This is a genomic window from Humidesulfovibrio mexicanus, assembly GCF_900188225.1.
GTDB classification, from domain to species: domain Bacteria; phylum Desulfobacterota; class Desulfovibrionia; order Desulfovibrionales; family Desulfovibrionaceae; genus Humidesulfovibrio; species Humidesulfovibrio mexicanus.
Genome location: NZ_FZOC01000003.1, coordinates 437327 through 462342, shown reverse-complemented (window position 1 = coordinate 462342; position 25016 = coordinate 437327). Strand labels below are relative to the sequence as shown.

Sequence of the window (25016 nt, the reverse complement as noted above, 5' to 3'; positions counted from 1 at the left end):
GACCTCCCAGGACATCTGCCCCGGACATGCCCTGTTCCAGACGACATGACGACCCGCAGGGAAACGCGCTGTCCCTGCCTGTTCCCGCGGCTTCTTGGCATGGCGTCCAGAACGGCGTGGATGGCATTGGGCACTGGATCCCCCCATGCCTTCCGTGCCCTCTGACCGATAGCCCGCTCCAAAGTCGGGCGTGGTGCTACTAAAATTTCATTCATGCTATTGACATGGATATGAATTAAGGAAATGTATGCAGGAAACGCACAACAGAACTGCCTTTGGGGCAATGAGGAACGGGCCATGACACATGCGCACAGAGTGGCGATACGCTTGCGAACCGGACGCGAAAGCGGGCGGGTATGCCGCGCGGCGCAATCCGGCATTGCCGCAGAGCCGCCCTGCCCGCCACATGGCAGCCCGCCTGCTTCCGGGAACGGTCATGATCGCACGTGAGAACGTGAACGACGAGGACGCTGCCGGGCCTTCCCGTGAAACGCGCCTGGAGCGCGATGCGCTCGGTGAAAGAACGGTGCCGACCACGGCCTATTGGGGCATCCACACGGCCCGGGCCCTGGAGAATTTTCCCCTGACCGGCCGTCCGCCCCGGCCCGAACTCATCGTGGCCCTGGCGCAGGTCAAACTGGCCTGCGCCCGCACCAACGCCGAGTTGGGCCATGTGCCCGCCCCGATAGCCCAGGCCATCACCCGCGCCTGCGAGGAGCTGATCGCCGGGAACCTGCGCGAGGAAATCGTGGTCGATGCGCTGCAGGGCGGCGCAGGGACCTCCACCAACATGAACCTGAACGAGGTGCTGGCCAACCGCGCCGAGGAACTCCTGGGCGGCGGCGAAGGCGGTTGCGCGCGGATTGAACCGCTCGGCCACGTCAACCTGCACCAGTCCACCAACGATGTGTACCCCACGGCGGTCAAGGTTGCGGCGATCGGTCTGCTGCGGGAGCTGGAGCAGGCCATCGCCGAGCTCCAGGGGGCGTTCCAGGACTGCGAGAAGCGATTTTGCGATGTGCTCAAGGTCGGCCGCACCCAGCTGCAGGACGCTGTGCCCATAAGCCTGGGCGCGGAGTGTTCCGCCTGGGCCGAATGCCTCTCGCGAGACCGTTGGCGTGTGTTCAAGTGCGAGGAGCGCCTGCGCGTGGTGAACCTGGGGGGGACAGCCGTTGGAACAGGGGTAACCGCGCCAAGGGAATACATATTCCTGGTCGTGGAACGCCTGCGCGAGATCACGGGCCTGGGCCTGTCCAGGGCCGAGAACCTGGTGGACGCCACCCAGAACGCCGATGTCTTTGTGGAGGTCTCCGGCATCCTCAAGGCCCACGCGGTGAACCTGTTCAAAATTTCATCGGACCTGCGCCTGCTTGGGTCCGGGCCGCGCGCGGGGTTCGGAGAGGTGTTGCTTCCCGCGGTGCAGGCCGGGTCCAGCCTCATGCCCGGCAAGGTCAACCCGGTGATCTGCGAAGCCGTGGCCCAGGCCGCCATCCAGGCCATGGCCAACGATATGGCCGTGACCCTTTCCGCACAGTCCGGCCAGCTGGAGCTGAACGCCTTTCTGCCGCTCTTGGCCGAGAACCTGCTCTCCAGCCTCAGCCTGCTCATCCAGGCCAACCGCATCTTCGCCCGCCGCTGCGTGCGCGGCCTGCAGGCCGACCGCGACGTCTGCGCCGCGCACCTGGAGCGCTCCCTGGCCGTGGTCACGGCGCTGGTGCCGCGCCTGGGCTATGCCGAGGCAGGAGCCGTCGCTGCCGAGGCCCAACAATCCGGCCGCACCGTGCGCGAGGTTGTTCTGTCGCGAGGGCTGCTGGACCAGCCCGAGCTGGACCGGCTGCTCTCGGTGGAGAGCATGACCAGCCTGGGACACCGTTGACGCATCCAAGATGCGGAAACGACGGTCCTTTCCCGCACCGGGAGGGGGCAATGCAACAAGGCCGACAACAGCCGCCGCAGGGCGCGCGGAACAAAGGACAGCGCAGGACATGAACGAAACGCCCAAGGGACTCAGGCTGCATATCGGCCTCTACGGCCGCCGCAACGTTGGCAAGTCCTCGCTGCTGAACGCGCTGACCGGACAGCAGGTGGCCATCGTCTCCCAGACGCCGGGCACCACCACGGACCCGGTTGAAAAGACGCTGGAGCTTGCGCCGCTTGGGCCGGTGGTGTTCATAGACACGGCCGGAATCGACGACGAAGGCGCATTGGGCGAACAGCGCAAGGAGCGCGCGCTCAAGGTTCTGGACCGCACCGACATCGCCCTGCTTGTGGCGGGGCCGGAGGCCTGGGGCGAATACGAAGCGGGACTGGCGGCGCTCATGGGCGAACGCAAGATCCCTTTTGCCGTGGTTTTCAACAAGGATGACCTCTCCGCCCCGCCGCCGGACGCTCTGGCGGCCCTTGAGAATGCCGGAATCAGAACCGTGTCCGCCTCGGCCGCCCTTGGCCGGGGACTGGGGCGCATCAAGGAAGTCCTGGCCGAACTGACGCCGGAGGACTGGTTCGCGGAGCCCCGGCTTTTGGGCGACCTGCTGCCCGCCGGGGAACTGGCCGTGCTGGTGGTGCCTATCGATTTGGGCGCTCCCAAGGGGCGGCTCATCCTGCCCCAGGTCCAAAGCATCCGCGACATACTGGACAGCGACGCCTCCTGCATGGTCGTCAAGGAGCGTGAACTGCGCGACGCCCTGGCCCGGCTGAACCGCAAGCCGAGGATCGTGATCTGCGACTCCCAGGTGGTGCTCAAAACAGCGGGAGACACGCCGCCCGACGTCCTCCTCACCACGTTTTCCATCCTCATGGCCCGTTTCAAGGGCGATCTGGTCAGTCTGGCGCGGGGCGTCGCCGCCATTGAGGCCCTGCGGCCCGGCGACAAGGTGCTCATCGCCGAGGCCTGCACGCACCACCCCCTGGCCGACGACATCGGCCGGGTCAAGATTCCCCGCTGGCTGCGGCAATACGCCGGCGGGGATCTCCAGATCACCAATCAGGCGGGCAAGGATTTCCCCGAGGATCTCACGCCGTACGCACTCGTCGTCCATTGCGCAGCCTGCGTGGCCAATCGCAGGCAGATGCTCACCCGGATCTACCGGGCGCAAAGCCAGGGCGTGCCCATGACCAATTACGGACTGGCCATCTCCTATGTGCAGGGCGTGCTGCCGCGCGTGCTGGACCCGTTCCCGGCGGCGCGGGCCGCCTACTGCGAGGCGCGCGCCCAGGCCATGGGCAAGGCCGCGCCAGGGTGCTGAACACAGGCGATGGACAACGGCGCGTCCCCGGACGGCCGAAAGATCAAGGAGCAGCGCACGCCATGACCACCCCCCAACGGCCACCCGACATCATCTGCGCGGAGAACACCTTCGTCATCAGCGCGCGCCTTGCTGGCGGGCGTGTGGCCAAAACCTGGAGCACGGGCAAGATGGTCCACAACATGGACTTTCTGCTCGGGGCGACCACCGAGGGGGAAGCGCCGCGCTTCGCCAAGCGTCCCGCCTGCATCTGCAACGACGGGCACGCCCTGGCCGCGGCGCGCGCGGTGGAAAACCTCGCCGACGTTCAAATCCCGGAAGCCGCGCGGCTGGTGCGCAATCTGGCGCAAGGCCTGCAACTGCTCTCCGACCATCTGACACACTTCTACCACTTCTCCCTCTCCGACTGGCTGAACCTGGGCCGCGCCCTGCGCGCCGACGCCGGAAAAACGGCGAAGCTGGCGGAGTGCTCCTGCCCGCGCCCGGACCAGGGGCGGGCCGCCTTCTCCAGCGAGGCGCTCCAACGCTTGACCGCCTTGGCCCAGGGCGAGGGCGGCGCATTCTTCGCGGTCGAGCATTGGGACCATCCGGCCTATGCGGGCGGCCCGGAACACCACCTGCTGGTGTTCAGCCACAGCCAGGCCGCGCTGGACATACGCGCCAAGCTGGCCGAGGCCCGGAAGCTGCTGCGATGTACCGGGCCGGGGCACCCGGCCTATCAGATCGGCGGCCTGTCCAAGGCGGCGGACGGCCCGGACCTCTCGCCGGAGGCGCGCAACGGCTGCGCGGCGCTGTTGCGCCAAAGCGCGGAATTCATCCGAAACGTCTTTCTGCCGGATGCGGTGCTCGTGGCCCGGCTGTACCGCCACGAGGCCGACCTCGGTCGAAGCGGCGCATTCCTGTCCTGGGGCGATTTTCCCGCCGGGGAACGGGGCGAGGCGCTTCTGCCTGGCGGCGTGGTCGCCCTGGACCAAGGGCTGTCTGCCCAAGCGGCGCAATGGAACCAGGTGCGCGTGGAACAGGAACCCGCCTGGGCCGACGCCGACGCCAGCCGGTACCGATTGCGCTTCGGCTCTGGTGAGCCGGAATACCGCTGGACCAACGACGGTTTCCACTGGTTCGCTGTTCCCAGGTACGCGGGCCGGGCTTGCGAGGCCGGACCGTTGTCCAGGATGCTCGTCGCGTACGCCAAAGGCGGCAGGGCCGTACGCGACGAGATGGACCGTGCCTTGCGCCAGGCCGGGCTGTCCCCGCAATCCTTGGACTCCACCGTTGGCAGAATGCTCGCCAGGGCGCTGGAGGCCGCCAGCGTCGCCAAGGCGGCCCTTGGGTGGCTGGATTCCCTGGATGCGCTGCTCGGCGGCGGCAAGGCCCCGGTTCAGACGCCCTGGAGCCTGCCGCACTCCGGCGAGGGCGTGGGCCTGGCGGAAATCGGCAGGGGCGCGCTGGCCCACCGCGTGCGCCTGGAAAATGGCCGCATCGTCGAGCACGACTACCTTATTCCGTCATTGTGGAACTTTTCGCCGCGCAGCGCCGATGGGACCCCAAGCCCGCTGGAGCGGGCATTGGCCGCCACACCCGTGGCGGACAGCGCGCATCCGTTGGAGATCCTGCGGGCCGTGCACGCCTTCGACCCCTGCAACGCCTGTGTGATCCGGCTTGAAGACGACGATGCGGGAAAGACCGTGACGGTGCGAGCCAAATGAACAAACCGTTGCGGCGTGCCGCCTGTGCCGCAGCGCCATAGCCCCGGAGACGACATGCCCATGGAGAGAGCAGAAATCCTTGCCGCCCTGCGTGGCGCGCAACACCAGGACACCCTGTTCCGCGAGGCCGACCGTGTGCGCCAGGAACACTGCGGCGACACGGCGCAGTTGCGCGGCGTTGTCCATTTTTCCAACTATTGTTGCCGCCAGGATCTGTACTGCGGCCTGTGCAAACAGAACGACAAGGCCAAGCGCTTCCGCATGAGCGAGGACCAGATCGTGCAGACTGCGCTTTCCATTGCCGAGGCGGGCCTTGGCACCGTGGTGCTGCAAAGCGGCGAGGACTACCACTACACGCGGGACATGCTCTGCTCCATCATTCGACGCATTCTCGACAAGGCCGATGTCGCCATCACCCTAAGCCTGGGCGAACGGCCCGAGGCCGACATGCGCGCCTTCAAGGAGGCCGGGGCCAGCCGGTACTTGATGAAGCACGAGACCATGAACCCGGAACTGTATGCCGTCATGCGGCCCGGTTTGAAACTGGCGGACAGGCTACGCTGCATCAACTTGCTGCGAAAGCTGGGCTACCAGGTGGGCGTAGGCAACATTGTCGGCCTGCCCGGCCAGACCCTGGAGGACCTCGCGCTGGACATCGAGTTCTTCCAGTCCTTCCAGCCCGACATGGTCAACATCGGCCCGTTCATCCCCCATGCGGACACGCCCCTGCGCGACCACCCGCCCGCGGACGTGGAACTCATGCTCCGGGTCTTCGCCCTGGCGCGGATTGTGACCCAAAACACGCACTTGGCCGCGGCAAACACCGTGGCCACCCTGATGCCCGAGGACGGCCAGTACCGCGCCTTCACGCAGGGCGGGGCCAACGTCATCATGCCCAATTGCAATCCGTTCCTGAAAAGCAAGACAGACAAGGTTGAATACGAATTTCAGATAACTACGAGGAAACGCTACGTTTCCGTAGACGAGGCCAGGCAGGTGTTGCGGCGCGCCGGACGGAACGTTGCAGCGGGAAAAGGGGACTCACTCAAGATGCGGGGAGGACGTTTTGATTAAGATCGCGATTTACGGAAAAGGCGGCATCGGCAAATCCACCGTGACCTCCGGCATCTCGGCGGCCCTCGCCGTGCATGGCCACAAGGTCATGCAGATCGGGTGCGACCCCAAGAGCGACTCCACCATCAACCTGCTGGGCGGACAGATGCCGCCGCCAATATTGCAGTATCTTCAGGAAAACGGCAGGCCGGACGACCTGGACGCCGTTGTCCGCAAGGGTTTTGGCGGAACCACCTGCATGGAGGTCGGCGGGCCCACGCCGGGCATCGGCTGCTTTGGCCGGGGTATGCTCACGGCCTTTGAGCTGCTGGACGAGATGGACGCCTACGCCAAGTATGCGCCGGACATCGTGTTCTACGACATCCTGGCGGATATCGTCTGCGGCGGCATCGCCGTGCCCATGCGCGAAGGCTTCGCCGACAAGGTGTTCATCGTCACCTCCGGCGAAAAAATGGCCCTGCTCGCGGCCAGGAACATCATCCTGGCCCTGCGCAACTTCGCCGACCGCCACTACGCGGAGCTGGGCGGGCTCATCCTCAACCGGCGCGACATGCCCGACGAGGTGGAGCGTGTGCAGGACTTCGCCAAGGAGATGGAGACGACCATCATCGGCGTCATCCCCCGCGACCGGGCCATCCACACCTTCGAGGAGCAGGGGAAAACCATAGTCGAAGGCGATCCCGGCCTGCCCACCTCGGCCTGTTTCTTCGACCTGGCCCGGACCGTGGCCGCCTTCGCCCAGGAGCGCGGCGCGGCCCCAATCAGCGACACCAAGCAGGAGAAGCGCCATGCGTGTGGACAGTGCCAGCATCAAAATTGAAAACCTGAAGCGCAAGGAGGACTTCCCCTTCGCGCGACTGGAAGGCGTTGGCCCCAACCTCGCGGGCTGGGGCGTCATCGAGACCTGCCTGCTGCTGCCGCAGTCCCTGTGCATCATGGCCGGGCCGTCGGCCTGTTTGCGGCATTCGGCGTTCATGGCGCACGCGCGCGGGTTTACCGACCGCTTCTACATGCTCTGCACGCCCGAAATCGACATGACCATGGGCAGGCACTTGGAGAAGGTGGAAAAAGGCATCCGCGACATCGCGTCCCGGCGGCCGGAAAAGGTCATCTTCCTCATTGTGGGCTGTCCGGACTACATTCTGGGCACGGACTTCACCGGCGTCATCGAGCGGCTGGAGAAGGACACCGGGCGGCGCATCATCCTCGGCGCCATGGCCCCCATCACCATCGGGCTCAAGGAGTCGCCCTTCACCTCGGCCTACACCTCGTTCTACGACTTCCTCAAGCGCGAGTCGAGCCAACCGGACCCGGAGGCCGTGAACATCCTGGGCACATTCATGCCCCTGTCGGATTCCGGCGAGCTGTACCAGGCGCTCAGGGGCGCGGGAATCAGGCGCATCCATCAAATTCCGCTCTGCGCCGACCTGGAGCAGTTCGCGCTCATGGCGGGCGCCGCGTCCTCGCTGGTGCTGCACCCGCTGGCCAACGGGCTTGCCGGGCGCATGGAAAAAGGCCTGGGCATACCCTCGGCCTTCGTGCCAACGGCATACGGCCTTGACGCCATTGCTGGACAATACGAAAAAATCGCCGCCGCAGTGGGGCGCAAGCTTGACACCGAAGCCTTTGCAACGGCCGCGAAAACGGCCGCCGCGCCGCTGGTCGCGAGGCTCAAGGACAAGACCCTGGCCGTGGGCTGCAGCATCAACGGCAGCCCCTGGGAGCTGGCCTCGGCGCTGGTGGATTTTGGCCTGAACGTGGACACGGTCTTCGCGCGCGGCACCTTCACCCCCTATGAATGGCGGATCATCGAGCGCCTGCGCGAGACCGCACCGCACATCCGGGCCTGCAACGTCTCCCATCCCAGCATGTGCGGCGAGACCGCCCCCTTCGATCACATCGACGTGGCCTACGGCGTGGACGCGGGCATCTTCTGCGCTAGAGCGGCCAACGTGCCGCTGTCGCGCTATCAGGAGCAGAAGCACGGCTACGAAAACACCTTGTGGATGCTGGAGCAAACCCGCGAAGCCCTTGAAAATCCCGTCAGCAACGCTGACTGGATCTACACGCACAACTTCCTGATCTAGGACGCGCGGCGACAATAGCACAACCAAGCGTTTCGGCGTCTTGGTCCACAACAGTTCAAGGAAACGAAACATGAAGACATATCACAAGCTTCTCCCCCTGGCCACGGGCTACTTCGGGGTCAGCTCCGCGCTGTACGCCTTCGACGGCCTGGTGGTGGTCTACGGTCCCGCTGGCGGGGCCTGGCACATCAACATCGAGGACGAGCCGCGCTGGTACCGTGGCCCGGCCACAGTGGTCGGGGCCGGGCTGCTGGAAATGGATGTCATTCTGGGCAACGACAGCACATTCATCAACAACATCGCCGAGGTGTCCACGCAGCTGGACCGGCGTTTCGTGGCCCTGGCGGGCACGCCCATCTCCGAGATCATCGGCACGGACTTGCGGGGCTTCTCCCGCACCCTGGAATCGCGCACCAGCCTGCCCGTGTTCATGGTGCCCACAGCCGGGTCCGAACCCTATCCCGAGGGGGCGTCCAAGGCCTTCCTGGCCCTGGCGCGCAAGCTCATGCGCACGCCGGAGCGCAAGGTCAAAAACGGCGTCAACGTTCTTGGGGCGATCCACCTGTCCACGGGCAGGGAGGAGCACATCGAGCCGGTGCTCCAGGCCATTGAGCAGGCGGGCTTTCCGCTGGTGAGCGTGTTCTCCGTGCCCCGGCCCGGGCAGGAGGACCCCCTGGAGTCCCTGCGCAACGCTCCCAGCGCGGAGCTCAACGTGGTGGTCTCCACCAGCGGGCTGGCCCTGGCGGACCACATGTACGCCACCTTCGGCATTCCCTACGTGGTGGGGATGCCCGTGGGACTGCGGGGCCGGGACGACATGCTGACCCTGCTGCGCCGGGAGCCGCTTCCAACCCCGCCCGCGCCAGCCAGGCCCGCGCCCTTCAAACACGCTTTGGTCATCGGCGAGCCAGTGATGAGCTATGGAATCCAGCGCTGCCTGCGCCACGACTTCGGCATTCCCCGTGTGGACGTTGTCTCGGTGACGCCCGACGCAGCTGTGTTCGCGCCTGCGGAAGGCCGCTTGGCGGCCCTGGCGGAGCGCGGCCAGGCCGATGTTTGTACGGATGGCGAACACGAAACGGCTGCGCTCATGAACGACCCGTCCGTGGACTGCATCGTCGCCGATCCCTGTTACAAGGCCCTGCTGACGCGGCCGGTCCGGTTCATCCCCATGCCGCACATCGCCATGAGCGCGCGGCTCAACTGGAATTTGCCGTACGAGTACGCCGTGGAAAAAGGCCATGCGTATCTTGCCGGGCGCTTGTTCGCCTCCGCATAGCGGCGCAGGGCCGGACGGACATCGTACAACAGGGCGGCACGGCCTGCGCGGCCAGCGCCAACCGAGGAGGATTCCCCATGTGTCTCGCCATACCCGCTGAAATACTGCACCTGCATGACGGCGTGGCCACCTGCCGTTTGGGCGACAGCCAGTCCACCATCCGGGCGTCCACAATGCTTCTGACCGAAGACCCCGCCATTGGCGACTTCCTCATCATACACGCCGGATTCGCTCTGCGCGTCATGGATTTTGCGGAAGCGAGGGAATCCCTGCGTATGCTGCGCGAGGACGCGTGCGCCGCGCCCGCACCCCCGGCCGCTCCCGAAACGGCCTGCGGCGCGGTCGCCGACGCCAAGGATGACCGCCAGTGAGCCGCGACCTTCTCGACCAGTTCCGCGACCCGGCCCTGTGCAAGAGCGTTCCGGAGCGCCCGCGCGTCGCGGCCAGCATGTTGCGGGAAAGCGTCAACCCGGAATGCGGGGGCCTCCCCCAGCCGTATCCCGCGCACGCCCCTTGCCCGCATCCCTCCGCGACGGATTGTTGCGCCCAAGGCGCCGTTCCCGGAACACCGCTCCTGGTCCCCATTCCCTCAACGCTTCTTAAAAAAAAGCCCCGGCCTGGACAATTCGCGTCCGGGCCGGGGCGTTGCGGGCAAGCTAGGCGGGAAAACTATTGGGCCTTGCCGCAGCACTTCTTGAACTTTTTGCCGCTGCCGCAGGGGCAGGGATCGTTGCGGCCGGTCTTGGGACCGCGCGTGATGGGATCGTGGGTGCGCATCCGGCCGTCGGTGTAGTGCCACACGCCGTCGATGCGCTTGAAGCTGGCCAGTTCGCGGTGGTCCTGGCGGGCGCCCTGGTACTCGTAGCTGGCGGTGAAGTCCACGAGGCCGACCTGGTCGTCCGGGCCGCCGCCCTTGACGGCGTGGATGGTCAGCCCAATCCATTTGGAATTCTCGCTCCAGGCCTTGGCCTGTTCAGGCTCAAAATCGTGGCGTTCCTCCGGGGCGAGGGAGGTGGTGAGGAAATCGATGTCTCCCACGACGTAGGCGCTGTAGCGCGCGCGCATGAGGGCCTCGGCGGTGGGGGCGGGCTGGCCGGCGATGATGGGCTGGCAGCACTGCTTGAAAGGCAGGTCGTTGCCGCAGTGGCATTTGGACATGGTGCACCTCTCGGCGGAATGGTTTGCTTGGGCGCGCACAGTACGGGCTAATGGGCCGCCGGTCAACTTCCACCGGCGGGGGGCGTTGACAGCTCCGGCCTGGCCGGGGCATGGGACAGAAGCCCGGAAACATTGACGAGTATGGAGGCGCGCATGTTCAAGACCGGAGTGCTGTTCTGTGCCCTGCTCCTTGCGCCCGCCGCCGCGCTGGCCTTCCCGACGCCCTGGGGCGCCATCTACGGCGCGGCTCGCGACGAGCGCAGCCTGCTGGACATGGCCAAGGACAAGGCCGCGGCCACCGAAATCAAGGCCAAGATCATGGACCGGGACCGCATGAAGGGGCTGGCGGTGAAGGTGTACTGCTTCGTTGGACACGCCATCCTGCTGGGCCAGGTGGACGATGCGGAGTTCCAGGAGTTCGCGCTGGCCATTGCGCGGCAGGCCGACCACGTGAAGAGCGTGGAGGCCCACTGGGAGCCGCCCACGGACGAGAACACCCTGGCGCAAGACCTTGAAATTGTGGCGCGGCTGCGCACGGCCCTGGTGGCGGACGAGACCCTCAGCTCCACGCAGATCGAGTTCGAGGTGTTTGCGGGCAAGGTGTATTTGCTGGGCATGGTGCGCAGCCAGCAGGACGCGGATCGCGCCATTGCCCAGGCCAGCGTGGTGCCGGGGGTGCTGAACGTGGTGTCCCTGCTGATCCCAGGCGCTGGCCGCTAGGGCGCGTTGGCGACCGGACGGCGTGCGTCCGCCAGATATCGCTCCACCTTTCGCCAACGCAGGGGGGCATCCGAAATGTGTTTACACCCCCGGCGGATTGGAGTAAGCAGCGAAGTTTCAGGGTGCTCCCCCGCGGGATGCGCCCGCCCCGAAGACGGCGTCACGGCCTGTGGAACCGAACCGACAGGGTTCGACCGCGGTCGCAGTTACGCCCGGACGCCTCGGAACCGGGCGGCTGCGGCAGGCGGCCAAAGGCCTACAAAATACGCAAATACATCTGTCCGAGGGTGTGTCGTTGGAGGCAACGATGGAAAAAAACAAGAAAGTCGCTGAACAGGAAATGGACCTCAACTTCGAGGCCGCCCTTGAGAACTACCTCAAGGAAGACTTTGGTGATCTCGACGAAGGCACCATTGTCCCCGGCACCGTGGTCAAGATCGGCAAGGACCATGTGCTGGTCGACGTGAACTTCAAGTCCGAGGGCCAGATTCCGGTTACGGAATTCCTCGATCCCGAGGGCAATCTCACCGTGGCCGTGGGCGACAAGGTGGACGTGTTCGTGTCCAACAAGGACGAGAACGAGGGCACCATCCACCTCTCGCGCGACAAAGCCAAGCGGATGCAGCTCTTCGACCGCCTCGAAGATTCCCAAGAAAACAACGGCACCGTCACCGGCCGCATCGTCCGCCGCATCAAGGGCGGTTACACCGTCGATCTGGGCGGCGTGGAGGCCTTCCTCCCCGGCTCCCACGTGGACCTGCGCCCCGTGCCCGACATGGACGCCCTGGTTGGCCAGGACTTCGACTTCAAGATCCTCAAGATCAACCGCCGCCGCAGCAATGTCATCGTGAGCCGCCGCGTGCTGCTTGAGGAGCTGCGCAGCGAACAGCGCGGCGCCCTGCTGGAGACCCTGGCCGAGGGCCAGGTGGTCAAGGGCAAGGTCAAGAACATCACCGAATACGGCGTGTTCATCGACCTGGGCGGCCTGGACGGCCTGTTGCACATCACCGACATGAGCTGGAAGCGCATCCGCCACCCGAAGGAAATGGTCCAGCTGGGCGACGAGCTGGATCTGAAGGTCCTGCACTTCGACCGCGAGGGCCAGAAGGTCTCCCTGGGCCTGAAGCAGCTTGTGGCCGACCCGTGGGAGAACATCGCCGCCAAGTACCCGCAGGGCTCCCGCTTCCAGGGCAAGGTCACCAACCTGGCCGACTACGGCGCCTTTGTGGAGCTTGAGCCCGGCGTCGAAGGCCTGGTGCACATCTCCGAGATGAGCTGGACCCGCAAGCTCCGCCACCCCTCGCAGATGGTGCGCGCCGGAGACGAGGTCGAAGTCATCGTGCTCGGCGTCGATCCCGACAAGAAGCGCATCAGCCTGGGCATGAAGCAGATCAAGCCCAATCCCTGGGACGTGGTGGCCGAGAAGTACCCTGAGGGCACCATCCTTGAGGGCGCCATCAAGAACATCACCGAGTTCGGCGTGTTCATCGGCATCGAGGAAGGCATCGACGGCCTCATCCACGTGTCCGACATCAGCTGGACCAAGAAGATCCGCCATCCGAGCGAGGTCTTCAAGATCGGCGACATCGTGCAGGCCAAGGTGCTCACCGTGGACAAGGAGAACGAGAAGTTCACCCTGGGCATCAAGCAGCTCTCCGAGGATCCCTGGATCAACGTGCCCGGAAAGTACCCCGTGGGCACGCTGATCACCGGCCTGGTGACCAACATCACCGACTTCGGCCTCTTCGTCGAGGTCGAGGAAGGCATCGAGGGTCTCGTGCACGTCTCCGAAATCAGCCGCAAGAAGATCAAGAGCCCCAGCGAGCTGTTCAAGGAAGGTGTCAGCATCGAGGCCAAGGTCATCCACGTGAGCGCCGACGAACGCCGCCTGGGCCTGTCCATCAAGCAGATCAAGGAAGAAGAGGAGCGCAAGAAGCCCAAGGAATTCCGCACCGCCGGCCCCGAGACCGGCAGCAACCTGGGCGACCTGCTCCGCGCCAAGATCGAGGACGCCGCCAATGGCGAGGAATCCGGAAACTAGCAGCACGAAATTCTCCGAACAGCACCCGCTGCTGTTCGGAGTCTTTCTCATCATTCTGGCCGTGGCCCTCTTTACGGGGGCCATGGCCTTTTTCCGTGGGCTTGGCGGCAAGTCCAAGCCGCTCTCCGGCGACAAGATCGGCCTGTGCAAGATCGAAGGCATGATCACCGATGCCCGCGAGGTGACGGATTTCCTGGCCGAACTCAGGCACGACGAATCGGTGAAGGGCGTGCTGCTGCGCATCGACTCCCCCGGCGGGTCCGTGGCGCCCTCCCAGGAGCTGTACCAGGCCGTGCGCGCGCTCTCCAAGGTCAAGCCCGTGGTGGTGAGCATGGGCACGGCGGCCGCCAGCGGCGGCTACTACGCGGCCGCTCCGGCCACGCTCATCGTGGCCAACCCCGGCTCCATCACCGGCTCCATCGGCGTGCGCGCGGAATACGTGAACCTGCAAGGGCTGTTGGACAAGCTGGGCCTCAAGACGGACCTGCTGGCCAGCGGCAGGCTGAAGGCCGCTGGAAGCCCCACGCAGCCGTTGACGCCGGAGCAGCGCGCCTACCTCATGGCGCTCATCATGGACCTGCACAAGCAGTTCGTGTCCGACATCGCGGCCGCGCGCGGCATGTCCGAGGACGCAGTGGCCAAGCTGGCCGATGGCCGCGCCATGACCGGGCGGCAAGCCCTGGAGCTGAAGCTTGTGGACAAGCTGGGCGGCCAGGAGCTGGCCATGGAAACCCTGCGCGACATGGTCAAGCTGGACGCCAAGGCTTCGATCATCGAAGGCCCGGAAAAGGACCTGCCGCTTCTGCCCAGGCTCTTGGGCGCAAGCCTTTCCGCCATGGCCCAGGCCATGCTTGGCCAGGACGCCGCCCGCAGCTCCGCGACGCCTGGCGGCCTGCTCATCGAGTACCGCCAGTAGCCAGGAGGCCGCGCGCGGCCATGCCCCACGCCACCCGACCCCACTTCGCCGACGAGGCGCGCTTCTTCCGTTCCCCGGCCCTGCCGGGCACGGAGCTGCTCGCCGCACGCTTCTTCCGCCACAGTTTCGCGCCACACTGGCACGAGGGCTACGTCGTCGCGGTGATCACCGCCGGGGCGGAAGGATACCGCTGCAAGGGCGCGCGCCATGTGGCCGAACCCTGGACCCTGGCCTGCATCAACCCCGGCGAGATCCACACCGGCGAGCGCGCGGCCGAACAGGGCTGGGCCTACCGAGTGTTCTACCCGGACGCCCGGACGCTGGCTGATCTGGCGCGGCAGATGCGCCCGGGCTCCTGTGGCGCGGGCCTGCCCCGGCTGCCGCAGCAGGTGGTGCGCGATGCGGAGCTTGCGCAGGCCTTGGTGCGGGCGCATCTGCTGCTGGAGGCCGACACCGACAGGCTGGAGGCCCAGGCCGCCGCCATGGACGCCCTGTGCGCCCTGCTTGCGCGGCATGGAGGCGAGCCGGAGGCCGCCGCGCCCACAACGGCCAGCCGCCACGTGGCGACCATGCGCGAGCGTCTGGCCGCGGACCTTTCCGAGCCGCTGACCCTGGAGGAACTGGGCGGGTGCGTGGGCCTTTCCGCCTTCCACGCCGCGCGCATCTTCGCCAGGGAGTCGGGAATGCCGCCCCACGCGTGGAGAAACGCCCTGCGCGTCAACCGCTCGCTGCCCCTGCTGCGCGCAGGCGCAAGCGTGGCCCAGGCGGCGAGCGCCTGCGGCTTTGCGGACCAAAGCCACTTCACCCGCCATTTCCGCCGGGTCTTCGGCGTTGCGCCGGGCCGCTGGCGCGCCTGAAAACTCCGTCCCAAGCGCAAGAACGTACAAGCCGCAGCCCCCCCCCACGGATACAGCTCCCCCATGAAGCACGCCTCCCCCTCCCTGCCCGATCGCCTCCCCTTCACCGTCCCCGGCCTGCTGGCGGGCTTCCGGGCCTGCGCGCCCGTGGCGCTCGGCGTGGGCGTGTACGGGGTGCTCTTCGGCCTGCTGGCGCGGCAAAAAGGATTAAGCTGGCTGGAGGCCCAGTCCATGAGCCTGCTCATCTTCGCCGGGGCCAGCCAGCTCATTTCCCTGGATCTGTGGGGACCGGAGCTGCCGGTCCTCTCGCTCATCGCCACCACCTTCATCGTGAACCTGCGCCATGTGCTCATGGGCGCGGCGCTCTCCCCGCAGCTGATGCGCCTGTCCGGAAGACAAGCATATGGTTCGCTGTTCTTCATGACCGACGAGTCCTGGGCCGTGGCCCTGGCCCGCTGGGCCGAGGACCGCCGCCGCGCCGCCGGGAGCGACGGCGCCTTCCTGCTGGGCGCGGGCCTAGCGGTGTATTGCTTCTGGAACGCCTCCACAGCGCTGGGGCACCTGCTGGTGCGCGGCCTGGACGACCCGGCGCGCTACGGGCTGGACTTCGCCTTCACGGCCGTGTTCACGGCGCTGCTGGTGGGCCTCAAGCCCAGGCGGGCCGATGTGCTCCCCCTTGCGGCGGCCGTGGCCGCCGCGCTCGCCGTGGCCCGCTTCTGCCCCGGCAAGTGGTACATCCTGGCCGGGGCCATGGCCGGCGGGCTTACCGCCGCCTTCCTCCCCGAGCCGCAAAACGCGGGAGACGACCGCTGATGGACGCCCTCGCCCTCCCGCTCTGCACCATTCTGGGCATGGCCGCCGCCACCTACGTCAGCCGCGCCGCAGGCCTCGCGCTCATGCGCCGCGTCACGCCCGGCCCCAGGCTCACCCGCTTCATGCGCGCCATGCCCGGAGCCATTCTCGCTTCCATCATCGCGCCCAGCGCGCTGGCCGCAGGCCCGGCCGAGGCCGCGGCGACCGCGGTGACGGCGCTGGCCGCCTGGCGCTTCGGCAACCTGCCGTTGGCCATGTGCGTGGGCGTGGCCGCCGTGCTGGTTCTGCGCCCCTTCATGCCCTAGCCCGCGCAACGCGCGCACGAAAAAGGCCGACGGGGTCGCCCCCGCCGGCCGTGCCGTCTGGTCGTTAGCGAAGGTCTAGGCCACAGGGAGGCGCACGGTGAAGACGCTGCCCGTGCCGGCCTGCGGGTCCATGGGCGACTGCACCGTGACCTCGCCCCCGTAGTTGCGGGCGATGTGGCGGCAGATGGCCAGGCCCAGGCCCGCGCTGCCCGCACCGTCCACGCCGTTGCCATCGGCCCGGAAGAAGCGCTCGAAGATGCGCGCCTGATTTTCCTCGGAGATGCCCGGCCCCTGGTCGGCGAAACGCAGCACCACGCTGCCGCCGTCGGCTTCCGCGCTCACGCTCACGGTGGTTCCCTCGGGCGAATACTTGATGGCGTTGTCCAGTATGCTCTCCACAATCTGCAGCAGGCCGTCCGGGTCGGCGGCGGCGGCGGGCAGATTCTCCGGCAGGGCGGCCAGGTCGAGGGCGATGTCCTTGTCCCCCGCGGCGAAGGAGGCATTTTTGAGGGCGTGGTCCAGGGCCTGCGGGATGCTGGCGTGCAGGTCGCTGGGACGCTTGCCGTCGCGCTCGCTCTTGGCCAGGGCGAACATGCCGCCGATGACCTTGGCCATATGCACGGCGTTGGCGTGGATGATCTCCAGGAACTCGCGGCGCTTCTCGTCCTCGGCCGGGGGAGCGTCGAGCAGGGTCTCGGCGTAGCCGCGAATGCTGGTGAGCGGCGTGCGCAGCTGGTGCGAGGCGTTGGCCACGAAATCGCGCAGCACGCGCTCCACGCGCTTCTGTTCGCTGGTGTCGTGGAAAACCAGAATGACGCGCGGGCGGAACTTGTGGTCGCGGAAGGGCACCACGGTCATCTCCGCGCAGTGGCGGTCCTTGAGCTCGATCTGCCGGTTGACGCGTTCGCTGGTGTGTCCGGCCATGACGGAGTCCACGATGTTCTGGATGTCCAGGCTCATGGTGGCCTCAAGCGGGGCGCGGCCGATGAATTCGTGCGCGCGCGGGAAGATGCTCGACAGGGCCGGATTCACGTGCAGGATGAGCCCGGCGGAGTCGAGGACCATGACGCCCTCGCTCATGCCCTCGAACATGGCCCAGAGCTCGCCGCGCTGGTTCTCGATGATTTTGACGTTCTTCTTGATCTTCTTGGCCATGCGGTTGATGGCCTCGGCCAGGGGCTGGAACTCGGCCGCCGGGTAGAAGAGGATCTTGCGGCGGTAGTCGCCGTCGCCGATGGCCTGGGCGGCCTCGGTGAACTGGGCGATGCCGCTGGTGATGGTGCGCGACAACAGCCACAAAAGCACGCCGGACCCCACCAGCAGGGGCACCACGGCGGCCAGAAGCGCCCAGCGCATTCGCTGCAGGTGCAGGCGCACCAGGCTCACGGGCGCGGCCAGGCGCAGCACGGCGTCCGGGGCGCCCTCCTGCCCGGCCAGCTTTCGGGCCATGTAGATCATGTCGCGGTCCAGGGTGACGCTGTGGCGGGTGGCCTGGCCCACCTCTCCGCCCAGGGCGGCCAGCACCTCTGGCCGGGTGGAGTGGTCGTCGAGCCTGCCGATCTCGTCGAACGGGACGTTGGTGTCGGCCACCACGCGGCCGCCTTCGATAAGGGAAATGCGCATCCCCATGCTGCCGCCCAGGGAATGGAGAAAGTCCTGGCGGTCGCGGGGGTCGGCGAAGGGGCCGCCGCGTTCCAGCAGCCATTGCACCGTAGCCAGTTTGGCCTGGGTGTCGCGCTCAAAATCCCGCGCGGTTTCCTGGTCCAGGGTGGAACTGTAGCGCCAGAAGGCAAGGGCCAGTCCGGCGATAAGCACGCCCCAGCCCCACAACAAAACACGCATCTGAATGGATCGCACTCTGGGCATGTACCGTTCCTTGGGAGTCTTTCACCCGCATGGGCTGTTTGTGTGTGATGAAACCGCGCGGCCTGAGGCGCGACAATGCCTAGGGCGCCCGGTAGGGGGCCAGTTGGCTGTGCCCCACCACGCGGTTGCGCCCCTGGGATTTGGCCGCGTACATGGCGCGATCCGCGGCGAGCACCAGATCCGAGCCGTTCTGCCCCGGTCCGATCTGCGCCACGCCGATGCTCACGGTGACGTGCAGCGGGGGCACGGCGTCCGGGGTGGTGAGGTGCGGCACAAAGGGGCAGCGGGCCACATCCTGGCGGATCTCCTCGGCCCGGGCCGAAGCGTGGGATTCGTCGAGCCCCTCGCACAGCACCACCAGTTCCTCGCCGCCGAACCGAGCCGGATAGCCGGAAAACTGCGTGGCGTGCGCCGAGACGATGGCCGCCAGCACGCGCAGCACGCCATCGCCCACCTGGTGGCCATGGGTATCGTTGATGTTCTTGAAGTTGTCCACATCGAGAAACATGAGGGCCAGGGGCGTGTTCGCCCGGCGGCAGCGCTCCAGGGCCGCCGCGAGCTGGGCGTCCAGGGCGCGGCGGCTGTAGAGCTCGGAGAGCAGGGGATCGAAATTGGCCGTGTGCTCCAGTTGCCGGGCGCGCTCCTGCCAGGCGCGCGCCTCCTCCCTGGCCTGGGAAACCATTTCGGTGATCATGCCGCGCAGACGGCGCAAGACCTCCCCCGGAGGGGCGGCGGCGGCCATGTCCCGGTCGGCGTCCTCGCCCATGCGCTTCATGGTGTTCTCGCGCGCCGTAACGCTCTCGCGGATTTCCAGAAATACCCCGCTCATCTCCGAATACAGGGAATCAAAGACCTGGCGTTCCGAGGCCAGCTGGGCCTTCAGGTCGCGCACCACGGGGTTGTCCAGCAACGCGCGCTGGATGAGCTGCACGATGCGTTCGAAGCGGGGGCGGTCCAACGGCCGCTTGGCCATGTGCTCGAAAATGCGGGCCTGCAGTTGGCCCTTCTGGTCCTCGGTGAACATGTCCATGGCCGAGACCAGGTTGCGCGCAAAGAGCACCACGGCCATCCAGTCGGCGTCGTCGGCGACTCCAAGCCGCGCCAGGGTTTCCTGGACGGTCTCGAGCCCGTTCTGGTTTTTGTGGTCCTGCGAAGGGGCCATGCTCACCTCGGTACGCAAACTGTACCCCATTTTCCGCGAAAATCAACGGAAGGACATATCCAAGGGAGGCTCGCCCCCTCTTGTTGCGACGCGACGAAAATGTCTACCGCGCCGGGACGGGGGGCGTCAACGGCCAGTCTCTCCCGTGGACGGGGAAAACGCAACTCCCGCTGTCCCCCAGGACATGCCGCACGCCAGCCACACCCCTTGCGCCAGAAGCCCAGGACGGGTAGGCTTGCGCCCATGCACGCCCAGCACACAGCCCGGCGCGGCCTGTTCGCCCTGCTCCGCGCGGCCCACAAATATCTGTTCCGCGTGGCGCCCCTGCCCCACGCCACGGGCTCGGCCGCGGCCCTGCTGGGCGCGGCGCTGACCAAGCACAGTCTGGAATTCCTGGCCGAGGGCGCGCTTGCGGCCGCGGCGCTGCTGGCGCTGCCCGCCTCCGGCTGGATGGGACTGGCGGTGCTGTGCGCGGCGGACGGTTTCTGCCGCCACCGCGAATACCAGCGGCTCAAATGCGCCCTGGCCCGCCGGGGCTTCCATCCGCGCCTGCTCGCCCCGGTCAGCGCGTCGCGTTGCCAGCGCGACGCGGCCCTTGCCGCCGCGCGCGAACTGGGCCACTTGGCGCGGGCGCGGGCGCATTTCCGCGCCCTGGGCTACCGCTGGTGGCACCTGCTGCCCGATGGCACGACAGACAATCCCCTGCGGTTCTTCGACCCGGCGTTCCTGCGGGCCACGTTTCTGCCCGGCCGGCCGCCCGGCCCCACTCCCGGCCAGATGCCCAAGGCCTCCACGACCCCGCGCTGAGCCGGTTGCCAGTGCGCGCGCCCTGCCCTATGCTGCCAAAACCATGATGGACGACGATTTCTTCAGCCCCAAGGACCCGGGACTGCCGCCCCTGCCCTGCGTGGGGTGCGGTTGGTGCTGCCTGGACAACCCCTGCGAGGTGTCGCAGCAGGTCTACGGCTACGTGCCGCGCTGCCCGGCCCTTGTATGGACCGGCGCGCGCTATGTGTGCGATCTGGTGGCGCACCCCGTGGCGGGCGTGGATTTGACCCCGCTTTTCGTGGGGCAGGGCTGCTGCGCCCGGCACAACGCCTGGCGGCGGGACGTGCGCAAACGGGACTGAGGGGCAAGCCCCACCTAGTCCTCGCGCACGCTGACGCGGAACACCTCGCGGGCCAGCACCCGGCCCTTGTGCTGGATCTCGATGACGTACTCGCCGGGCACCAGGTCGCCCGGAGTGTCGAAGCTCCACACGCTGTGCTCCACCTCGCCGATGACCCGCTCGTAGCGGGCGGTGGACATGGTCATGGGCATTTGCGTATCCGGGTTGACGATGGCCGGATGCCGCACCACCACATCCACCAGCACCCGCGCGCCCTTGGGGTGGCCGAGCAGCTGGTAGCGCAGGCCGATGCCGGTCTCAAGCCCCGCCTCCACGATGGTTCCGCGCCGCAGCAGCACAAAGGCCCGCGCGCTGTCGCGAATGCCGTCGGCCACGGAGGGGGCGTATTCGCGGGTGGCCACCAGCGAGGAGAACACGCCCGTGGCCAGCACCTTGGCGCCGGTCACCTGCGGGGCCTTGGCCGCAGCCGCCTGGGGTGCGGCCTGCCCCGCCGCAGAAAGCAGCACCAGGGCTGCGGCCGCAATCAACACCACAAAATGTTTCAACATGCTTTCCTCCGGCCGGGGGACCGCGCGCGCGCTTCGGCCTACAGCCCCAGGCTCTGCCGCAGCAGGTCCATGCGCAGGTGCCGCGCCACCAGCTCCGCGCCCTGGCGCACCTTCACGGCGTCGCGCATCTTGTGGCGGGTGAGCAGGTTCTCCATCTTCTTGGCCACGGTGAAGGTGTCCTCGCGCACGATGATGATGCTGGTCTCCAGCACCTCGGATCGGGTGAGGATCACATCGTTGGGGTACAGGTTCCCGGTGAGCACCAGACAGGGGCAGTCGCCCTCCAGGGCCACCAGCTGCACGTCGGCGCGGTCGCCGCCCACGATGACCGCCGCGTTCTTCTTCTTGCGGAAGTGCAGCATGAAATTCTCCACCTGCATGGTGCCGATCAAGAACTGGGAGACCACGCGATCGGTCCGGTGGTGGGCGCTGATGATCTTGCCGCCCAGACGCTGGGCCAGGTCGCCCACGGTGATGGAGCCCATGAGCGGGTCGCGCGGGAGGATGCCCATGACCGGGATGCCGCGCGCCTCCAGGAAGGGGGCCAGGTGCCCGGAGACCTCATCCAGATAGGCCGGGGGCACGTCGTTCAGGATCACGCCGAACAGGCTCCGTCCCAGCTGCTCCTTGAGCATCAGCAACAGGTCGTAGTTCAGCTCCTTCTCGAAGCGGTCGATGACCAGGGCCCCGAAGCGCGGGTCCGCTCCGCCCAGGGCGGCCACCAGGCTCACGGCGTCCACCCCGGAGTACTTGCCCGAATACATGCTGCCGCTGCCCGCCACAAGCATCACATCGCGGCCCCGGGCCAGGCCCTGGTACGCCTCCACCACGCGCTTCACCAGTCCGCCGTCGGCCACGCCCGCAAGCCGCCCCTCAAAGGCGTCGACCTTGAAATCGTGGGTCACCACCACAGGCGTCATGGCCGAAGGCGTGTGGGCAGGGTCGGCCGCAAGGCCCAGGGCGTCGCGCACGAAAAGCGCGTCCTCGTCGCCCAGGCCCGCTTCCGTCTCCATGGGCATGGCGCCCACGGGCTTCATGTAGCCCACGGCAAGCCCGGCCTGCTGGAACGCAAGCCCCAGGCCCACGCTGACGGTGTTTTTCCCCGAGTAGCCCGAGGTGGAGCCGATGTAGAGTCCGGGCATTGGCCCTCCTTCGCGCAGGGCGCGGTTGTGGTGCGCTGTTGGCGCGCTAGACCAGGGCCAGCCTAGCCCCGGCCACGAACACGCCCTCGGTTCCGGCCAGCACAGGGGTGAAACTGGCCCCGGCCAGGGCGGGTGCGCGCCACGCCAGCCGGGAGACGCCCAGCAGCAGGCGCTCCAGGGCGGCAAGCGAAACCACCTGCCCTCCGCCCACGCCGCGCAGCAGCGGGTAGAAGCGCACCTCCCGCAGCATCTCGCGTGCGTCCTCACGGGTCAAGGGGGCAAGACGGTGGGAAACATCGCCAAGCAAATCGGACCCCACCCCCGCCATGCCGAAGGACACAAGGGGCCCGAACTGGGGATCGCGGGCAAAGCCCGCCTCCAGGCGGAAGCCCTCGCGGGGGATGCCCGCGGCCGCCTGCACCAGGCAACCGCTCACGCCGGCCTCGGGCCGCAGGCGCGCGGCGCTGCTGGTGATGGCCCCGAACGCCCGGCGCACGGCCTCCGGGTCCGCCAGCGGAGGCGAAACCCCGGCCCCAAAGCACTCGTCGCCCGAAGTCTCGCCGCCGCGCAAGGCCAGACGCAGGGTCACGGGCAGACCGATCTCCCCGGCCAGGCGCACGGCCTCGGCGCTGCTGCGGGCAAGGCCGGTGGTGAGCACGGGCAGCCCGGCCGCGTGGGCGGCCTCCAGCGCGGTGACCCCGCCCAGCTCCCGCAACCCCTGGGTTTGCGCAGCCTCGATGATGGACAGGGCTTCGTCGTCCCAGGGCAGGAACTCCTCGGCATCGGCGGGGGGGGCGTGTTCGTCCCGGCGCACGCGCGCGGCGCGGCCGTGCAGGGCGGCCAGGGCCGCCACGGCGGTTTCGGGATAGTCGAAGCAGGGAATCCCGGCCGCGTGCAGCGCCTCACGCGCGGGGCGCACGGCCGCGCCGCCCAGAAGGCACGCCGCCACGGGCTTGGTCTGCGGGTTGTCCGGCCCGTGCGCGGCCTCGATGACGGCGCGTGCCGTCTGGAGGGGCTCGGAGCGGGCTGTTGGGGTGAGCATGGCCAGCGCGGCGTGGATGTTCGGATCGGCCAGCAGGTAGGCCAGGGCGGTCCGGTAGCGGTCCGGCCCGGCATCGCCCAGCAAGTCCACCGGATTGTACAAAGAGGCGAAGCCCGGCAGTTCGGCCAAGAGGCGCTCCAGGGTGGCGGCGGCAGGCCGGGGCAGGGAAAGCTGGGTGCGGGCGCAGGCGTCGGCGGCCAGAATGCCCGGCCCGCCCGCATTGGTGACCACGGCCAGACCGCCTCCGGCGGGCGGCAGCAGCAGGGCGAAGGTCTGGGCCAGACTGAAGAGCTCAGACATTTCGCCCACATGGATCACGCCCGCTTGGCGAAAGGCCGCGTGGTAGGCCGCGGGCGAGCCCGAGGCCGAGCCCGTGTGCGCCGAAACCGCCCGCGCTCCGGCCGGGGTGATGCCCGCCTTGAGCAGCAGCACGGGCTTGCGCGCCGCAACCTCGCGCGCGGCGGCAAGAAATTCCCGGCCGTCCTCAACGCTCTCGCAATAGCCGAGGATGACCCTGGTCTCCGGGTCGTCGCCAAGGGCGCGCAGGGCGGCGGCCTCGTTGAGGCAGGCCTTGTTGCCCAGGCTGACGAACTTGGAAAAGCCGAGCCCAAGGCCCATGGCCCAGTCCAGCACGGAGACGCACATGGCCCCGGACTGGGAAAAGAACGACACCCCGCCCGGCGCGGGATGCCCGGCGGCGAAGCTGACGTTGAGGGAACAGGCGGTATTGATGAGCCCGAGGGAATTCGGCCCGAGCAGCAGCATCCCGGCCTCGCGGGCGATGCGCGTCAGCTCCTGCTCGGCGAGAAAGCCCTGCCTGCCCGTCTCGCGAAAGCCCGCCGCCAGCACAATGGCCGCGCGCACCCCGCGCGAGGCCAGGAGCGCCAGTTCGGGCAGGGCGGCCGCGCGCGGGAGGCAGAGCACCGCCAGGTCGACCCCGTGGGGCAGCTCCGAGGAGGAAGCCAGGGGGGCGAGCCCGGCGAGACTTTGCCCGGCCGCCGCCGCCGCGGGATTGACGGCATGGACGACGCCCCTGTACCCTGCGGCCAAGAGATTCGCCAGCACCATGCCGCCCACCTTGGACCGGCTGCGCGAGGCGCCCACCACGGCCACGGAGGCCGGGGCGAACAGCGCGGACAGGGATTGGGATTCGGACATGCGGGCGGCCTTCATGGAGGACTTGGTGAACCAGATTCTCGCCTCGGTTCAGGATGACATCCACTATCGCTTCAAGCAAGTCAAGCTGCTCGAACTGGCGCTGGCGCACAGTTCCTGGGCCAACGAACAGGGCTGCCCGGAGCTTTCCAACGAACGCCTGGAGTTCCTGGGCGATGCGGTGCTCGAACTGTGCGTAAGCGAGGAGGCCTACCGCCGCTTCCCCGACTCGGCGGAAGGGCTCTTGACCAAGCTGCGCTCGCGCCTGGTGAAGACCAGCACCCTGGCCTGCGTCGCGCGCGGCCTTGGGCTGGACCGCAGAATGCTGCTGGGCAAAGGCGAGGAGGCCCAGGGCGGCCGCGAGCGCGACAGCCTGCTGGCCGACGCCCTGGAGGCGCTCTTCGGCGCGGTGTTTTTGGACGGGGGCTTTGCCGCCGCGCAAGAGCTGGTGCTGCGCCTGCTCGATCCCCTGTGGCCCGAAACCCCCGCCCTGCCCGGCGGCAAGGACTGCAAAAGCCGCCTGCAGGAGCTGACCCAGGAGCACTTTCGCCAGCGGCCCGTGTACGCCCTGGTGGAGTCCAGCGGGCCGGAGCACCACAAGACCTTCGAGGTGGAGGCGCAGCTTCCCGACGGGCAGCGCTTCCGCGCCAGCGGCCCAAGCCTGAAAAAGGCCGAGCAGGCCGCCGCGCAGGTTGCCATCCACGCCCTCTCCTCCACCCGCAGCCAGGACAAATAGCGCACGCAAAAGGCCGGACGGGGAGCGTCGTCCCC

General features: G+C 67.7%; 23 protein-coding genes. 17 read left to right on the top strand and 6 right to left on the bottom strand.

Translation table 11 applies throughout. From position 1 onward, the window contains the following. Window positions 1-436: 436 nt before the first annotated feature. The 8 genes from CHB73_RS08715 (at window position 437) to CHB73_RS08680 (ending at window position 9762) form a co-directional block, all read left to right on the top strand. On the top strand, window positions 437-1876 hold the full coding sequence (locus CHB73_RS08715; protein ID WP_089274155.1) for an aspartate ammonia-lyase: 1440 nt from the start codon (window positions 437-439) through the stop codon (window positions 1874-1876). 109 nt (window positions 1877-1985) lie between these two features. After that, a complete protein-coding gene (gene hydF / locus CHB73_RS08710; RefSeq protein ID WP_089274154.1) occupies window positions 1986-3245 on the top strand; it encodes a [FeFe] hydrogenase H-cluster maturation GTPase HydF in 1260 nt (419 codons plus the stop codon). 62 nt (window positions 3246-3307) lie between these two features. Beyond that, the gene (locus CHB73_RS08705) at window positions 3308-4951 is read left to right on the top strand and encodes a nickel-dependent hydrogenase large subunit (RefSeq protein ID WP_089274153.1); all 1644 of its coding nucleotides are present in this window, start codon (window positions 3308-3310) and stop codon (window positions 4949-4951) included. A 54-nt stretch (window positions 4952-5005) separates the two neighbouring features. Continuing rightward, window positions 5006-6025, top strand: coding sequence for a [FeFe] hydrogenase H-cluster radical SAM maturase HydE (hydE, locus tag CHB73_RS08700; RefSeq protein ID WP_089274152.1), 1020 nt, complete (start codon window positions 5006-5008; stop codon window positions 6023-6025). Continuing rightward, window positions 6018-6845 (top strand): nucleotide-binding protein, encoded by an 828-nt coding sequence (locus CHB73_RS08695; protein WP_089274151.1) that lies wholly within the window; start codon window positions 6018-6020, stop codon window positions 6843-6845. The genes hydE and CHB73_RS08695 overlap by 8 nt, the downstream gene beginning before the upstream one ends. Next, entirely contained in the window at window positions 6814-8112 is a 1299-nt protein-coding gene (locus CHB73_RS08690; protein ID WP_089274149.1) for a nitrogenase component 1, read from the top strand. Before CHB73_RS08695 ends, CHB73_RS08690 begins: the two co-directional genes overlap by 32 nt. 70 nt (window positions 8113-8182) lie before the next feature. Continuing rightward, entirely contained in the window at window positions 8183-9391 is a 1209-nt protein-coding gene (locus CHB73_RS08685; protein ID WP_089274147.1) for a nitrogenase component 1, read from the top strand. A 77-nt stretch (window positions 9392-9468) separates the two neighbouring features. Then, window positions 9469-9762, top strand: coding sequence for a HypC/HybG/HupF family hydrogenase formation chaperone (locus tag CHB73_RS08680; RefSeq protein WP_089274145.1), 294 nt, complete (start codon window positions 9469-9471; stop codon window positions 9760-9762). Window positions 9763-10060: 298 nt separating this feature from the next. Here the strand turns inward: CHB73_RS08680 and CHB73_RS08675 are convergent, their stop codons facing one another. Then, window positions 10061-10549, bottom strand: coding sequence for a YchJ family protein (locus CHB73_RS08675; RefSeq protein WP_089274143.1), 489 nt, complete (start codon window positions 10547-10549; stop codon window positions 10061-10063). A 153-nt stretch (window positions 10550-10702) separates the two neighbouring features. Here CHB73_RS08675 and CHB73_RS08670 point away from each other — a divergent pair, with 153 nt between their 5' ends. The 6 genes from CHB73_RS08670 (at window position 10703) to CHB73_RS08645 (ending at window position 16201) form a co-directional block, all read left to right on the top strand. Then, complete coding sequence (locus CHB73_RS08670) at window positions 10703-11269, top strand: BON domain-containing protein (protein WP_179216974.1); 567 nt, start codon at window positions 10703-10705, stop codon at window positions 11267-11269. Window positions 11270-11576: 307 nt separating this feature from the next. Then, a complete protein-coding gene (locus CHB73_RS08665) occupies window positions 11577-13310 on the top strand; it encodes a 30S ribosomal protein S1 (protein ID WP_089274139.1) in 1734 nt (577 codons plus the stop codon). Next, window positions 13288-14226 (top strand): signal peptide peptidase SppA, encoded by a 939-nt coding sequence (gene sppA, locus CHB73_RS08660; RefSeq protein WP_089274137.1) that lies wholly within the window; start codon window positions 13288-13290, stop codon window positions 14224-14226. The genes CHB73_RS08665 and sppA overlap by 23 nt, the downstream gene beginning before the upstream one ends. A gap of 20 nt (window positions 14227-14246) precedes the next feature. Further along, window positions 14247-15083 carry an AraC family transcriptional regulator gene (locus CHB73_RS08655; RefSeq protein WP_089274135.1) on the top strand — a complete coding sequence of 279 codons (837 nt, stop codon included), beginning with the start codon at window positions 14247-14249 and terminating at the stop codon, window positions 15081-15083. Window positions 15084-15146: 63 nt separating this feature from the next. Continuing rightward, the gene (locus CHB73_RS08650) at window positions 15147-15896 is read left to right on the top strand and encodes an AzlC family ABC transporter permease (RefSeq protein WP_089274133.1); all 750 of its coding nucleotides are present in this window, start codon (window positions 15147-15149) and stop codon (window positions 15894-15896) included. After that, the gene (locus tag CHB73_RS08645) at window positions 15896-16201 is read left to right on the top strand and encodes an AzlD family protein (protein WP_089274131.1); all 306 of its coding nucleotides are present in this window, start codon (window positions 15896-15898) and stop codon (window positions 16199-16201) included. The genes CHB73_RS08650 and CHB73_RS08645 overlap by 1 nt, the downstream gene beginning before the upstream one ends. A gap of 75 nt (window positions 16202-16276) precedes the next feature. On the opposite strand, the gene CHB73_RS08640 is transcribed toward CHB73_RS08645, so the two are convergent. After that, window positions 16277-18067 (bottom strand): HAMP domain-containing sensor histidine kinase, encoded by a 1791-nt coding sequence (locus CHB73_RS08640; protein ID WP_089274129.1) that lies wholly within the window; start codon window positions 18065-18067, stop codon window positions 16277-16279. 79 nt (window positions 18068-18146) lie between these two features. Beyond that, window positions 18147-19229, bottom strand: coding sequence for a GGDEF domain-containing protein (locus CHB73_RS08635; RefSeq protein ID WP_179216973.1), 1083 nt, complete (start codon window positions 19227-19229; stop codon window positions 18147-18149). A 243-nt stretch (window positions 19230-19472) separates the two neighbouring features. Here CHB73_RS08635 and CHB73_RS08630 point away from each other — a divergent pair, with 243 nt between their 5' ends. Together CHB73_RS08630 and CHB73_RS08625 are read left to right on the top strand one after the other, a co-directional pair. Further along, window positions 19473-20036: a hypothetical protein gene (locus tag CHB73_RS08630; RefSeq protein WP_089274125.1), complete on the top strand. Its 564-nt coding sequence runs from the start codon at window positions 19473-19475 to the stop codon at window positions 20034-20036. 43 nt (window positions 20037-20079) lie between these two features. Continuing rightward, window positions 20080-20358 (top strand): hypothetical protein, encoded by a 279-nt coding sequence (locus tag CHB73_RS08625; protein WP_235641564.1) that lies wholly within the window; start codon window positions 20080-20082, stop codon window positions 20356-20358. A gap of 14 nt (window positions 20359-20372) precedes the next feature. Here CHB73_RS08625 and CHB73_RS08620 read toward each other — a convergent pair whose 3' ends face one another. The 3 genes from CHB73_RS08620 to CHB73_RS08610 are packed head-to-tail and all read right to left on the bottom strand — an operon-like array spanning window position 20373 to window position 24248. Beyond that, entirely contained in the window at window positions 20373-20906 is a 534-nt protein-coding gene (locus CHB73_RS08620) for a DUF3859 domain-containing protein (protein WP_089274123.1), read from the bottom strand. 38 nt (window positions 20907-20944) lie between these two features. Continuing rightward, window positions 20945-22048 (bottom strand): phosphotransacetylase family protein, encoded by a 1104-nt coding sequence (locus CHB73_RS08615; protein WP_089274121.1) that lies wholly within the window; start codon window positions 22046-22048, stop codon window positions 20945-20947. Window positions 22049-22094: 46 nt separating this feature from the next. Next, window positions 22095-24248 carry an acetate--CoA ligase family protein gene (locus CHB73_RS08610; protein WP_089274119.1) on the bottom strand — a complete coding sequence of 718 codons (2154 nt, stop codon included), beginning with the start codon at window positions 24246-24248 and terminating at the stop codon, window positions 22095-22097. A 13-nt stretch (window positions 24249-24261) separates the two neighbouring features. On the opposite strand from CHB73_RS08610, the gene rnc reads away from it, so the two are divergent. Next, a complete protein-coding gene (rnc, locus tag CHB73_RS08605) occupies window positions 24262-24981 on the top strand; it encodes a ribonuclease III (protein ID WP_089274220.1) in 720 nt (239 codons plus the stop codon). Window positions 24982-25016 lie beyond the last annotated feature (35 nt).